Source organism: Pseudoalteromonas sp. 0802, from assembly GCF_013350085.1.
In the GTDB taxonomy this organism is placed as follows: domain Bacteria; phylum Pseudomonadota; class Gammaproteobacteria; order Enterobacterales; family Alteromonadaceae; genus Pseudoalteromonas.
The window spans coordinates 318,219-331,277 of record NZ_JABVXE010000002.1; the positions used below are offsets into that span (position 1 = coordinate 318,219).

At 40.0% G+C, this 13,059-nt stretch carries 16 protein-coding genes; 7 read left to right on the forward strand and 9 right to left on the reverse strand.

The window, feature by feature from the left end; genetic code table 11:
• Positions 1-41 precede the first annotated feature (41 nt).
• Complete coding sequence (locus HUS61_RS06235) at positions 42-338, forward strand: hypothetical protein (RefSeq protein WP_063529932.1); 297 nt, start codon at positions 42-44, stop codon at positions 336-338.
• Between the two features lie 216 nt (positions 339-554).
• Here HUS61_RS06235 and HUS61_RS06240 read toward each other — a convergent pair whose 3' ends face one another.
• From HUS61_RS06240 to adhP, 5 genes are all read right to left on the reverse strand, one after another.
• Positions 555-851 (reverse strand): energy transducer TonB, encoded by a 297-nt coding sequence (locus HUS61_RS06240; protein ID WP_181447679.1) that lies wholly within the window; start codon positions 849-851, stop codon positions 555-557.
• A 98-nt stretch (positions 852-949) separates the two neighbouring features.
• Positions 950-1,369 carry a hypothetical protein gene (locus tag HUS61_RS06245; RefSeq protein WP_175081353.1) on the reverse strand — a complete coding sequence of 140 codons (420 nt, stop codon included), beginning with the start codon at positions 1,367-1,369 and terminating at the stop codon, positions 950-952.
• Positions 1,370-1,475: 106 nt separating this feature from the next.
• On the reverse strand, positions 1,476-1,874 hold the full coding sequence (locus HUS61_RS06250; protein WP_175081542.1) for a hypothetical protein: 399 nt from the start codon (positions 1,872-1,874) through the stop codon (positions 1,476-1,478).
• Positions 1,875-2,003: 129 nt separating this feature from the next.
• The gene (locus HUS61_RS06255) at positions 2,004-2,429 is read right to left on the reverse strand and encodes a hypothetical protein (protein WP_175081543.1); all 426 of its coding nucleotides are present in this window, start codon (positions 2,427-2,429) and stop codon (positions 2,004-2,006) included.
• 458 nt (positions 2,430-2,887) lie between these two features.
• Positions 2,888-3,898, reverse strand: coding sequence for an alcohol dehydrogenase AdhP (gene adhP, locus HUS61_RS06260; RefSeq protein ID WP_054563854.1), 1,011 nt, complete (start codon positions 3,896-3,898; stop codon positions 2,888-2,890).
• A 250-nt stretch (positions 3,899-4,148) separates the two neighbouring features.
• Between adhP and HUS61_RS06265 the strand changes: the two genes are divergently transcribed.
• The 3 genes from HUS61_RS06265 to HUS61_RS06275 all read left to right on the forward strand — a co-directional run bounded on the left by HUS61_RS06265 (position 4,149) and on the right by HUS61_RS06275 (position 6,257).
• The gene (locus tag HUS61_RS06265) at positions 4,149-4,706 is read left to right on the forward strand and encodes a GbsR/MarR family transcriptional regulator (RefSeq protein WP_054552053.1); all 558 of its coding nucleotides are present in this window, start codon (positions 4,149-4,151) and stop codon (positions 4,704-4,706) included.
• Positions 4,707-5,242: 536 nt separating this feature from the next.
• Complete coding sequence (locus HUS61_RS06270) at positions 5,243-5,632, forward strand: hypothetical protein (RefSeq protein WP_175081544.1); 390 nt, start codon at positions 5,243-5,245, stop codon at positions 5,630-5,632.
• A 211-nt stretch (positions 5,633-5,843) separates the two neighbouring features.
• Positions 5,844-6,257 (forward strand): hypothetical protein, encoded by a 414-nt coding sequence (locus HUS61_RS06275; protein ID WP_175081545.1) that lies wholly within the window; start codon positions 5,844-5,846, stop codon positions 6,255-6,257.
• Between the two features lie 214 nt (positions 6,258-6,471).
• Here the strand turns inward: HUS61_RS06275 and HUS61_RS06280 are convergent, their stop codons facing one another.
• The gene (locus HUS61_RS06280; protein WP_063529109.1) at positions 6,472-7,497 is read right to left on the reverse strand and encodes a lytic transglycosylase domain-containing protein; all 1,026 of its coding nucleotides are present in this window, start codon (positions 7,495-7,497) and stop codon (positions 6,472-6,474) included.
• Positions 7,490-7,771 (reverse strand): YcgL domain-containing protein, encoded by a 282-nt coding sequence (locus tag HUS61_RS06285; protein WP_054552050.1) that lies wholly within the window; start codon positions 7,769-7,771, stop codon positions 7,490-7,492. Before HUS61_RS06285 ends, HUS61_RS06280 begins: the two co-directional genes overlap by 8 nt.
• Before the next feature lie 156 nt (positions 7,772-7,927).
• On the opposite strand from HUS61_RS06285, the gene minC reads away from it, so the two are divergent.
• From minC to minE, 3 genes are read left to right on the forward strand one after another with little or no spacing between them, the layout of a single operon-like run.
• Positions 7,928-8,632, forward strand: coding sequence for a septum site-determining protein MinC (gene minC, locus HUS61_RS06290; protein WP_054552049.1), 705 nt, complete (start codon positions 7,928-7,930; stop codon positions 8,630-8,632).
• Positions 8,633-8,637: 5 nt separating this feature from the next.
• Positions 8,638-9,447, forward strand: a complete 810-nt coding sequence (gene minD / locus HUS61_RS06295; protein ID WP_054552048.1) for a septum site-determining protein MinD — start codon at positions 8,638-8,640, stop codon at positions 9,445-9,447.
• 1 nt (position 9,448) lies between these two features.
• Positions 9,449-9,712 carry a cell division topological specificity factor MinE gene (minE, locus tag HUS61_RS06300; RefSeq protein WP_054552047.1) on the forward strand — a complete coding sequence of 88 codons (264 nt, stop codon included), beginning with the start codon at positions 9,449-9,451 and terminating at the stop codon, positions 9,710-9,712.
• 37 nt (positions 9,713-9,749) lie between these two features.
• Here minE and HUS61_RS06305 read toward each other — a convergent pair whose 3' ends face one another.
• Both HUS61_RS06305 and HUS61_RS06310 read right to left on the reverse strand, forming a co-directional pair.
• On the reverse strand, positions 9,750-10,166 hold the full coding sequence (locus tag HUS61_RS06305) for a GNAT family N-acetyltransferase (RefSeq protein ID WP_175081546.1): 417 nt from the start codon (positions 10,164-10,166) through the stop codon (positions 9,750-9,752).
• A 73-nt stretch (positions 10,167-10,239) separates the two neighbouring features.
• Positions 10,240-13,029: a TonB-dependent receptor gene (locus tag HUS61_RS06310; protein ID WP_175081547.1), complete on the reverse strand. Its 2,790-nt coding sequence runs from the start codon at positions 13,027-13,029 to the stop codon at positions 10,240-10,242.
• Between the last annotated feature and the right edge of the window lie 30 nt (positions 13,030-13,059).

Below are 13,059 nucleotides of genomic sequence, written 5' to 3' on the forward strand. Positions count from 1 at the left end.
ACTTTAGCTATACATGTTATGAAATACCAAAAGGTCTGTCATTGAAATACTACAATTCGACAATTATAAAGACTGCAGCAAAAGCATCGTTCTTTTATATCTCTTGGCTAGTTGCATTAATCGGTATTCCAATAGTGTTTTTTAGGGATGGACTTGATCTCATTGAAAAAGCCTTATTATTCACAGGGTTTCTGTTATTTTTCTGGTTGATGTATTTGCTTTTATGTATTTCATTTCATCGATTTAGTATGCGAAATGAACAAAGTCGTATCAGTTATTTAGCTAAAGAGGATATTGAAAAGGGTAAAGAACTAGGTACATATTTGGATGGTTGGTAAGCATTCAAGTTTTATAAATTTGAGTATGTTTAGTCTCATTTAAAAATTAACCCGACAGGTTAGCTAGTTTCAAACTGGTGTTCCATTTATATGCTTGAAACGAGTATCGTCGAATTTAAAAATAAATTCCTTTTCAATTTCAAGATTAGCACCCACTTTTAGCCTATTGTGATTGTTTAAAACAAAGAATGAGTAATATAAGCTTTTATTGGATTATTAATTTTCGTCATTCAACTCAAAATCCAACCTGACTTGCAATTCCTTTTGAGCAACTTGAACACCATTTACAACTTTAGGTTTGAATTTCCATTTCTCCAAGGCAATAACAGCTTCTTTATCAAAAACAATAGACGGATTTGACTCAAGAACTTTGATATTAATAGGATTTCCATTGCTATCAATATCGAACGAAAGCAAAACCCAGCCTTTTGGAACAGGTTCCACATCAGAAGAAGCACACCCCGATAAAGCATAGATAAGACAAATCAATATTAACTTTTTAATTTTGAACATCCTTTTGACAGTTACCGACCCATTTAGGTTGTAAGTAATACAACGGGATCTTACGCTCTAATAATTAAGCACATATTCAATGTTTGATAAATTGCTTATTAATCCCACCAAACTGCTACTGGGCGGGTTTCAGTGGGTATTTCATAAGCCTCGTAATCTTGATTAACAAAGCCCTCCCAAATTTCGTCGGGTTTTAAGTGTTCAGGGAACCATGAACCTACCTCAGATTCAGAAGCAGAGGTCATTATGTACACTGTATCCGAAAATGGCCAATCTGGATCATCAAAAGCAGATACTTGGATTCTAATATCCTTTACATCAGGTCGGTGGCTAATAGCCTTAAATACTTTGAAAAATTCATTGGGATGCGGAATATCAATTAAATTGCATCCTATGCTTCCTACTACATCGTTTCCCTCGAAAAACTCATCAATTGAAAGTAATGGTCTTGGTGTCTCCGGATCATCTGGATGACCGTTGCGACATACTCTTTCAGTGATTCTTTCTAGTGCTTCCATGGATAACTCTCTCCTAATTAATAAATTTATAGTTCGCTGACACTGTTGAACACAATGAAAACAGCCAAATGTTAATTTACCCACTTACTATCTTGTTATATACCCTTTACTTACCTGTTCTTATTTGAGGGAGTTGTATTTGCAATATAACAAATGCAGGAATCAATGGTAAAAAAGCCAACCAAGATAATGGATTAACAACCCAAAACCAGATGAACCAAGCTTCTGCGATAATTAAAAGAAGTAATTTATTAACGCGCTTGAAAAGAATGCAGTCACCGATAGCTAATAAAGGTAAACCAAAACATAACGAGCCAAATAAGACTATAAATGGGTGCGGAGCCTCAATTTGAATGTTTTTTATCACAGAAAAGTAAAATTCGCTCCCATAGCTAGACAATAATGGGCTCATTAGTAAAAACACCCAAACTGTGCTCCAGCTAGCATTACGCTGATGTCTAGAGTGGATTTTATTTTTTTCTTGAAGCTTGCTCAATGCATCCATTTAACTCAGGCTCTCTCTAAGTAGATAACGAAAAACTATGTGCTACTATGTTTGGTTAAAATTAGTCACGAGAGCGCACGCCAAGGTTTTGCGTTCCAACGAGCGGTAGCTAGTGCCATAATTTGTTTGTTATACTTTTGACTGAGCAAAAAACTGCCTCATCCCAGTACTATAAAACACATAGTACGCCCAAAAAGCAATTAATGCCCCACCTATTACTACCCCAGTTAAAGAATAGAAAGACATAAAGGCAATAATAGATGCCCAGTATAAAAAAGTACCTACACGGCCAGCCCAGTGTTTATTCACTGAAGCGAAGCAAATTGAAATGATTAGTATGCAAAATAATAGGAAACCAGGTGCCATGCCTGTTAACCAAAATTCTTGGTAAGTAAGGCTGCGCCCATTCAACGAATACTCTCCGTTTGGCCAAGGCCAGAAAGCAAAAAGTACCATTAGTGAATATGTAATTGAGTTAAGCATATGCTGAAACTGGAATAACTTTGGCATCCCTTTCGTTTCTTTGAATACTCTAATGAATTTATTAAAAATCATCTGTGATGCCTGTTCGACGTATAACAATTTTATATTGTGCGCTTCGCGCATCTTTCTGCAGATGTCACGCTCATGTATTAATAAATCTATTCTTAACAAATAACGTATGTATTACCAACTATAATTTTTTATTAATACTAGAGAGATTCAGAAAGATAAATTGCGCTCATCGCTTATTTTTTTGAATATGGAAGCACAACAAGAAAACTAATATATTTACACAGTCCCTCGTATTGGTAATAACATAAAAGTTATGTGGTATGTCAGATTTATGGAGTTTAGCCAATAGCATTAAATGCATAGCACTGTATCGGATCACTCAAAGCAGACCTATTGAGTAATTACGTTAGCTCATCTAGAGGCAATAACGAGTTACACCCCCCCTATTTTCTAGCATATGAAAAACTGTCAGATTCAATTGATTACTCAACAAACCTGACAGCATTAACTAACTCAGCTTAAAGCGTCATCACGATTCGGCCTGTGATATCGCCTTTTAGCATGTCGTCAAAAATATCGTTGATATCTTCGAGGCGTTTTTCTTCAATAATGGCTTTAACTTTACCTTTCGCTGCAAAGTCTAGGCATTCTTGTAAGTCTTTACGCGTACCAACGATTGAGCCTACAACAGACACACCATTTAACACGGTATCGAAAATTGGCAGTGGCATATCTTCGGGTGGTAAACCTACAAGCACACATTTACCGCCACGGCGTACGCTTTTATAAGCTTGCTCAAAACCGGGTTTTGATACAGCTGTACAAACAACACCATGTGCCCCGCCCACTTGTTCAAAAATGGTTTCTGAAGGCACTTGCTTCATAAAATCTATGGTGATGTCTGCGCCAAGCTCTTTGGCTAGTGCCAATTTGCTTTCGCCGGTATCAACGGCAATCACATTAAAGCCCATTGCTTTTGCGTACTGCACTGCCAAATGACCTAGGCCGCCAACACCGACAATTGCAACCCAGTCGCCTGCTTTTGCATCAGTCACTTTAAGCGCTTTATAGGTAGTAACCCCCGCACAGAATAAAGGTGCAGCTTCTGCAAAGCCTAATCCTTCAGGAATTTTCACCACGTAATCACCATGGGCTACACAGTACTCGGCGTAACCACCATCAACTGAATACCCTGTGTTGTGCTGCTCAAGGCATAAGGTTTCTTTGCCTTCTAAACAAAACTCACAATGACCACAGGCGCTATACAACCAAGGAACACCGACACGGTCGCCTACTGATAAGTGTTTGATGTTTGCGCCTACTTTTTCGATAGTACCTACCCCTTCATGGCCCGGCACTAATGGCATTTTGGGTTTGACTGGCCAATCTCCATGACAAGCATGTAAATCTGTGTGGCACACTCCACACGCGGCAATTTTAACTAGCACATCGTTAATTCCCACCTCTGGGCATGGGATATCTTCGATAGTTAATTTACCTTTGTACTCTTTATTTACTGCAGCTTTCATAACGTTCCTCCATGGTATTATTGGATTTCAGCCTATACGATAAACTTATTAACTGTCACTATTATTGATCCAAATCAAATAGCTAACCACTGCGGCACTTAATTAAACTATTGCTTAAATTCAATGACTTAAATTTAAAATATGATGTATCTACACTTTAGTAGTAGCAGATTGCATAGTGGCTATTTCTTTTAGTTATACCCCGAGCGTGCTAGCATTTAATTTCTGAAATTTTTGAATACTAAAAATTATGAGCCTATCTGAAAAAAACTTAGCTTTTGTTATGCACTGCGGTGAAATGGGAAGCCGTTGGGGCTTTAACCGCACCATTGGTCAAATGTGTGGATTATTAACCATTACTAAAGAGCCAATGACCGCCAATGAAATTGCCGATACTTTAAGTATCTCGCGCGGAAACGTTAGCATGGGCATTAAAGAGCTACAGTCTTGGCGCTTAATTAAAGTGCACCATATTCCGGGTGACCGTAAAGAATACTACGGCCCTGCTGGCAGCATTTGGGACATGGCCAACCGCGTATTCGAAGAGCGTAAAAAACGCGAGATAGACCCAACCCTTAGCCTTCTTCGCGATAACATTTTAGAAGAAGCCCACAATGATGATGAGCGCTTTGCTCAGCAGCAAATGCAAGAAATTCACGACCTACTCGAAACCGTGACCAAATGGTCTGCAGAGCTACAACGCTTAAGCCCTGAACAACTTCAAAGCCTAATGAAACTGGGTTCTGGTATTGGAAAGGTACTTGATTTTAAAGATAAGATTTTGAAAAAACCGGGGAAAGGGGAATAAGTTAGCGAGTTACTAGGGGAAAGAGTAAAGTTAGCGAGTTACAAGGGGAAAGTTAGCAAGTTACAAGAGTAAAGTTTGTAGGATGCGTTTAACGCCGAACATCTAAAGATTCACGGCTGAAGCCGTTCCTACGGGATTCACCGTAGGCGTGAAACTTGTTTCGCGCGCTCTCTTGTAGGTCGTGCTTTAGCTCGTCATATGAGAAAGCATTCAAGATTGTGTCGCCATAAATGACGACCTACACCAAAATAATCTCTGTGTAGGGGGCGTTTAACGCCGAACAAGTAGCTAAAAATAAGGATAAACATGTGAATAAGCTTCTATTGATAATCAGTATTGTATTAATTTTGGCAGGCATACTTCTATTCTTATATGACTTTTTACCTGTCGGAGTTGCTAACAAAGAAGGCTCTTATTTAAGAATAGTATCGAGTGATGCCTTCTCAATTTTAAACTACAGACTGCATTTATTGGTCACGGGTGTTGGGCTCTTAGTACTATACAAACTTAAAATATTTTAGCTTTAAAGAATTACTATGACTGCGAAGCCGATTTTAGATAAACACTTTTATCATGATGGCAGAGGACCTGAACTACAAAAGGTTATTTGGCAAAAAAATGGTAAAGACCTTTTAGGCTTTGAGTACTTCAATCCCGATGATGAATATTCGTTAGCTAACCTAAAGCATATACGATTAGATAACGTAATAGCATATTCAAAGGCAACTGTTGATGTTCATGGCTGTATTCTAGCGAATACAAAGTGTGTGGCAGCCATATTTGAAGTGCCTAATTCGAATTGGCTACCCTCATTAAATCAAAACGAAATTGCTGGGTGTAAGCACTTTCAAATAATGTTTTATGATGAGATTTATGACGTTGTTTGTAAAAGTGTAATCACAGGAAAAGGAAATCTGGCGTTTTAACGCCGAACATGTAGCAGCGATTTTATATCGCGTCCCAGAGCCTAAACCCTAGAGCCTAATGTTTTCTATCGTAGGCATGAAACTTGTTTCGCGCGCTCTCTTGTAGGTCGTGCTTTAGCGCGTTTTTAAAGGATAATCATAACTTCACTTGCCTTTGCTATACTAATGACTAAACGTTTATTTACGTTCTGACTTAAATGGATCTTAGGCTATGTATAAACAGACAGAAATAAGTTACTCGTTAATTATTATTTTATTAGTAATTAGTGCCTTTATAATTTTCTCGCCTGAACTGGCTGGCCTCAAAATAATTATATTATCGATAAACCTGCTTGTTACTTTGCTGTTCTTTTCACTAACAATAGTCATCAATGAGCAAAAGCTTCATTGGTATTTTGGGTTTGGGATTATTAGCAAAGATGTTGAATTATCTCAGATTGTACAGACCTCAGCTTACAAAACAAAGTGGTATCAAGGGATTGGTATTCGTATGCTAAACGATGGCTGGTTATACAATGCGTCAGTTGGACAAGCCATTAAAATAACTTTAACTGACGGAAAAAACATATACCTTGGCTGTAAAAACGTTGATGCACTGCAAAAAGCACTCAAAGTTAAGGTTTAAAAATTGTATCGAAGGGAAAGTTACAAGAGTAAAGTTAGCAAGTATATTTTAATAATTTTGTATTTTTCCTCTTGAGCGCAGCGCCTCTTGAACTCTTTGTGAGTAATTCACTTAGAGATCTTTTGCAGTAGTAATAAAAAAGCGCGAGATAAACTCGCGCTTTCTGCAAATCCCCTAGTGCCTAGCACCTAGTTACCTAGGCTCTAGTATCTAATCACTTAATCGCTGGGTAACCGATGCGATCTGATAAGTAACCAACACTGGTTGCAAAGTAATAAGAGCGGTTCCAGTGCATAAGTGCTTTGTAGTTATCGTAGGCTAGATACATACGGCCGTTTACGTCATCAGGCATTACCATTGCGGCGGTAATATCAACGTTTGGTAGATCGCTACCATCCATTTTACGAACACCGATTGCTTGCCAATCAGCAAGGCTGCGCTCTGAATCTTTCCAATACTCTAACCATTGGCTGCGTGTTCTAGTGCCACGCTTAAGAATATTTGAGTTATCAAAGCCTTCAGGTAGTTTAACTTGGCGACCCCAGGTTAAATCATCGTTCCAACCTGCTTGTTTAAGGTAGTTAGCAATTGAAGCGAATGCGTCTTCTTCTGTGGTCCAAATGTCTTTGCGGCCATCACCGTTGTAATCAACAGCGTAAGCGTTAAATGAGGTTGGCATAAACTGCGTTTGCCCCATTGCACCAGCCCATGAGCCTTTGAACTTATCAAGGGTAATGTGACCCTCTTTTAAGATATCAAGTGCTGCCCAAAGTTGGTTTTTATACATGGTTTCGCGGCGACCATCAAAAGCAAGTGTAACTAATGATGCAATTACACTGTGACCACCTTGGATTTTACCAAAGTTACTTTCAAGGCCCCAAAGTGCAACAATAAAACGTGCTTGAACGCCGTATTCTTTAGCGACTTTTTCCAGAACGTCTTGGTTTTCTTTGTATAACTTACGCGCGCGGTCAATTTTCCATTGCGGCACACGTTTTGGTAAATAAGTTTCGAGGGTTTCTTTTACTTCTGGCTGATTTTTATCTGCTGAAATAACTTTCTTTTTGAATTTAGCTGTTGCAAGTGCTTGATCAACTAGGGCTTCATCATAGCCTTTTTCAAGTGCTTCTTTTTTTAATGCTGCAACGTAAACGTCAAAATCAGCTTGTGTCTTTTGTTCTGCCAATACTGAAGTACTTAGTGAAGCACTGAGTAAAATGACGGCAAGTTTTTTAATCACTCTCAACTCCCTTGTCTTTTTTAAATTGGGTTAACAGATTTTCTTCCGGCGGAGGTAATTGCAAGTAGAACCCTTGGTCAATTAACGCTTGCTTAACCGCGTCTAAGTCTGCCACACCTAACTTTTCACGGCTTGCTAGATTAATCATCATCACGTACTTAGGTTGACCAAACGTTTCTAGTAATGGCTCAGGTACGCGTGAGAAATCATCTCTTTTTTCTACAAAAAGGTATGTATCCGCTTTTTTAATACTTTTATACACCGCAGTTAGCATTATGGCCCTATAATATCTTGCTTAACGAAGGCGCACACTATAACATGAGTGATATAATAAGTTAGAAAAAATAGATTAGATTTTTACTGTATATGCCTTGTTCAGCCTGTGTTTATACTTAAATAATGCTAATCCAGACAATTCAATTGAGCGTGTATGTCGGAACAAATTTTTGAATTAAAAGGGAACCTTTTTACGTTATCTGTTTTACATTTATTTTCAGCAGATACAGCCCTTTTAAGTAAGCAGTTAGATGAGAAAATCGCCCAAGCACCTAAGTTCTTTGCCGGTGCGCCTATCGTAATCAACTTAAGCGACGTACAAGATGAAGCGCTTGATTTCTCTTTCTTAAAATCAATGTTAAGCGGCCTTTCGTTAAACCCTGTTGGGGTTTGTAATGGCTCTCAAGAGCAAAACGAAAGCGCAAAAGCTGCGGGCCTGTCGGTGTTAAATTATTCACAAGACGTTAAGGGTGCAACCGCTAAACAACAAACAAATACATCTATCGTTGAAAAAACCGTTCACCTGCCTGCGCAAGTTATTCATGGCACTGTACGTTCGGGTCAGCAAGTGTATGCAAAAGACCGCGACCTGATCGTAATTGGTGCTGTAAGTCATGGCGCCGAAGTGATTAGCGACGGCAACGTGCACATTTATGGCACTCTTCGTGGCCGTGCAATTGCAGGGGCTAAAGGTTACAACGAAGCAAATATATTTTGCCAAAAATTAGAAGCAGAACTTGTTTCGATTAATGGTAGTTATTGGATCAGCGACTCTCTACAAGGTGAACACTGGGGCAGCGCAGTACAAATCCAACAAAAAAATGATTCATTAGAAATTTCAGCTTTGGTTAAAGGATAAATCTCATGGCAAAAGTGATTGTCGTTACTTCTGGTAAAGGTGGTGTTGGTAAAACCACATCGAGTGCTGCGATTGGCACAGGTTTAGCGCTTAAAGGCTTTAAAACCGTTATTATCGACTTTGATATTGGTCTACGTAATCTTGACCTTATCATGGGTTGTGAACGCCGTGTTGTTTATGATTTCGTAAACGTAATCAATGGCGAAGCTAACTTAAATCAAGCACTTATTAAAGATAAGCGCGTTGATAAGCTACATATTTTACCTGCCTCACAAACCCGTGATAAAGACGCCCTAACCCGTGACGGTGTTGAGCGCGTACTAAACGAGCTGAAAAAAGATTTTGATTACATTGTGTGTGATTCTCCAGCGGGTATCGAAGCTGGTGCAATGATGGCAATGTACTTCGCTGATGAAGCGATTGTAACAACGAACCCAGAAGTATCATCAGTACGTGACTCTGACCGTATTCTTGGCATTTTACACAGCAAATCAAAACGTGCTGAAGAAGGCCTTGAAAGCGTAAAAGAACATCTACTATTAACTCGCTATAATCCTGAGCGTGTTGAAAAAGGCGAAATGCTTTCGGTAGAAGACGTACAAGAAATCTTAGCGATTAAACTACTGGGCGTTATTCCTGAATCACAAGCTGTACTTAGTGCATCTAACTCTGGTCAACCGGTTATCCTTGATGGTGAATCGGATGCAGGCCAAGCATACACAGATGCAATCAATCGTTTATTAGGCGAAACTGTTGATTTTCGTTTCTTAGACGTAGAGAAAAAAGGCTTATTTAAACGGATTTTTGGAGGTTAATGTGTCTTTACTTGACTACTTCCGCTCAGAAAAGAAAAGCAGTGCGTCATTAGCAAAAGAGCGATTGCAGATCATTGTCGCGCACGAACGTTCACAGCGTGGTACACCAGATTACCTACCACAGCTAAAACAAGACATCCTTGATGTTATTCGTAAATACGTGAATGTAAACACTGATGCAGTTCAGGTGCAGTTTGACCAAAACGAAGATGACTTAGCTGTACTTGAGCTAAACGTCACCTTACCTGACGAAGAAAAGAAATAGTCAAAATTGGGCGCTTAGTTTTTAACAGCGCCCTTTTTTATTTCTGCCACTGCATATGAAACTCATAGTCGTCTTCGCCTAGAGTCTTAAACCCTGCCCGTTGATATAGCCCATACGCTGGATTCGCTTTTAGCACCGTTAAATTAATCTCGGCTGTTTGTGCTTTTAGTGTATCTAACACCTTAGTGCCTAACCCTTTGCCCTGCTCTTTAGGTGCAATTTGTAGCTGTAATAAACTGATTGCTTGGTCACTCACGATGAACTTTGCAGCGCCTACACATTGCCCATCATTAAACACTAAATGACTATGCTCAAAGTGCTCTGCCACTCTTGCTTGATGCTGCTCGAGTGATAAAAATAACCCTTGATTCTCTAAGTGCTCAACCATGGTATTTAATCTTAAGTCAAGTAAATAGGCTTTGTCTTGCTCCGTTGTTTTTAAAAATTCAATCATTATTATCTTAAAAAAGAAAAAGGTACTTTAATAAAAGTACCTTTTTAGGTTGCAACAAACAACATGTCTTGGGTTAGAAATTATAATTTGCGCCTAAGTAAAAACGACGACCCGAATATTGGTTATAGGTAAACCGATTACTTTGTTTCCAATATCCTTCTTCTATTTCTTCTGTTAGGTTCACCACTGACGCAGTAAACGAAAGATCCTCTGTTAAGTTATACGAGGCATTCACATCTAGCTGACCATAGTCTTTGGTATACAAGTTGTAGCCTTGGTGAATACCGTTGGCACGGTCATCTTTCCAGTTGTAAGACGCACGAACACTAAAGTCGTCATTTTCAAAGTACACCGACACATTATATTGGTGCTTAGCGGTGCCTGGTATTTCAGCCTCTGTTTTTTGTCCGTCTGTCGAGACTTCGCTAGTGCTGGTATCTGTGTAGGTATAGTTAGTTAAAATACCAAAACCATTATCAAATGAGTGCTGGAAGAACAGCTCTAAACCTTCTGATTTTGCATCACCCCCACCCACTTTGGTGTTCATTTCGACCTCAATTGGGCCGTTACAACAATCGTGTTCACGCTCTACAATTTCTACTGTCGAGATTGGTAAGTTAGAAATATCTTTAGAGAATAATGTCGCACCCAGTGCAGAACCATCGCCATAATACCATTCAATACCTAAATCAAATTGGTCAGATAACATAGGTTCAAGGCCTGTGTTTACCGAGGTACCATTACCACGGCCTGTCCATGAATCTGGCGAGTTAATATTAACTGGAGGACCGTATGACTCTGCTTGACTTAAGTCTGAATAGCTCACTCTTGCCATAGTGCGTGCTGCGGCAAAGCGCACCACAAGATCTTCGGTTGCATCCCATGCAAGGTTAAAGCTTGGTAATACTTCACTGCCATCGCTACTGCGCTCGTTTGGATCGGTGTCGTCATCGTCTTGACCAATGACATCATCGTAGGTCAAAGTGCTAAGCTCTGTGTTGACATAGCGCACACCGACATTACCGCGGAAATCTTGCCACTCAAAATCAGCTTGGGTGTAAACAGACCAAATTTTTTCTTCTAAAGCATAAGTACCCGAAAGCGTTGGCACTACAGTCTGGCTAAAGTTTTCTTTTAAGTAATCATCCAACGCTCTAAAATCAAACGCTAAAAAGTTAAATGCGCCTGTATCACCCGCGCTGTTATCAACTACATGGTCACTCACCAATGTTGGCGCATCTGGGTGAAAATCTGGATTATGGAACCATTCAGTTCCTGGTAAGTAGCCGCGGTAGCCACCGTTGTCAGCTATGCCATCATCCCAACGAAAGTCGTTACGAATGCCTTTAATTTCGTGGTCGCGGTATTTAGCACCTACATAGACACGGGTGAAAAAGTTGCCATCGAGGTCAAATTTTACATCTGTTTGAATGTAATCTTCTGAGTCTTCATTTTCTGATGAGTATGAGTCAAACCAATCGTAATATTGGTATGCCTCTTTATCGGTGGCTAAATCAGTCGACACTTCGTAGCTTGGTTTACCGTTTTCAATTGACCATAACCAGCTGTTTACTGAGCCTAAACGCGCATCTATATTGGCGTAGGTTTCTTTTGAAGTACCGCCTTCAGCTTCAGTATGACCTAGTTTTAATGTAATGCTGTAAGTATCGCCATAATAAGTGCCTTCAAAATCATAGGTGTTTGATTTTGACTCGCCAAAACGCTCACGCCCTGTTAACTGCGGCGATAACAAACCACGGCGAACAGCCACACCACCATTTACATCGGCATCACCCCAGTTATTATCATTAAGTAAACCATTATCGCCATTACCGTAGGCAACCACGGTATCGCCATCAAGTACAATACCGTAATACGGGTTGTGGTTATCATTCCACTCGGCAAAAGTAATACTTTGCCCTGTTTGGTCGTAGCCTAACTTGGCACCAAAATAGTTAAAGTTTAAATCAAGTCTGTCACTCGGTGCCCACTGCACAGCGACTTGATAACCATCGCGTGTACGGTCTTGGTTTGAGTTATTAACACTCATCGCACGAGGTGCCCATACATTGTTGTACACTTCGCCAGTGGCTTGGTCTACCAGCGCTGGGCGCTCTGCCCCTTCAACGGTATCTGAGTGAAAACGCCAGTGTGATGCGTTGTTAGTGATGGTTGTTACGGTGCGATCTTGACGAGTAAAACCGGCCAGTACACCAAAGTTTTCGTCGTCATTTTTCCATGAATACAGCACGTTGACTTGCGGCTTAGTGTCTTCAGACACATCATCGTAAGTCACCTCTGCACTTAACGCCCCTGAGTTTGCTTCCATCTCAAGCGGTTTACGGGTGTGTAAAATAACCGTACCACCAATACCACCTTCATCGATGCGTGCTTCTGCACTTTTGTACACTTCTACACTTTTGATCATGCTTGAAGGCAATAACGTGTAATTAAAACTACGGGTAGGAGTACCAGAACCTGATGAAGCAATATAGTTACCGTTTAATTGGGTGAGAGTCCAATCCGGTGACGTACCACGAATACTCACCCGGCTACCTTCGCCACCGTCGCGGTCAATCAAAACGCCCGATACACGTTGTAAAGAATCAGCGACGTTTTTATCAGGAAACTTACCAATATCCTCTGCGGTGATTGCATCAACGGTAGCCGTTGAAAGTCGTTTTATTGCTAAGTTTTCTGCGGTTGAAGAACGAATACCCCGTACTTCAATCACTTCTACATCATCATTGGCTTGCTCTGCTGCATAGCTTGTATTAATTGCAGCCAGTAGCGAAATTAAAATTGCATTACGCTTAAAATGCCTTCCTTGCCCTTTTGTTTTTATTGCAGTTTGCTTGCCCATGCCTATCTCCAATTGTGTGTTCTGTTTTTG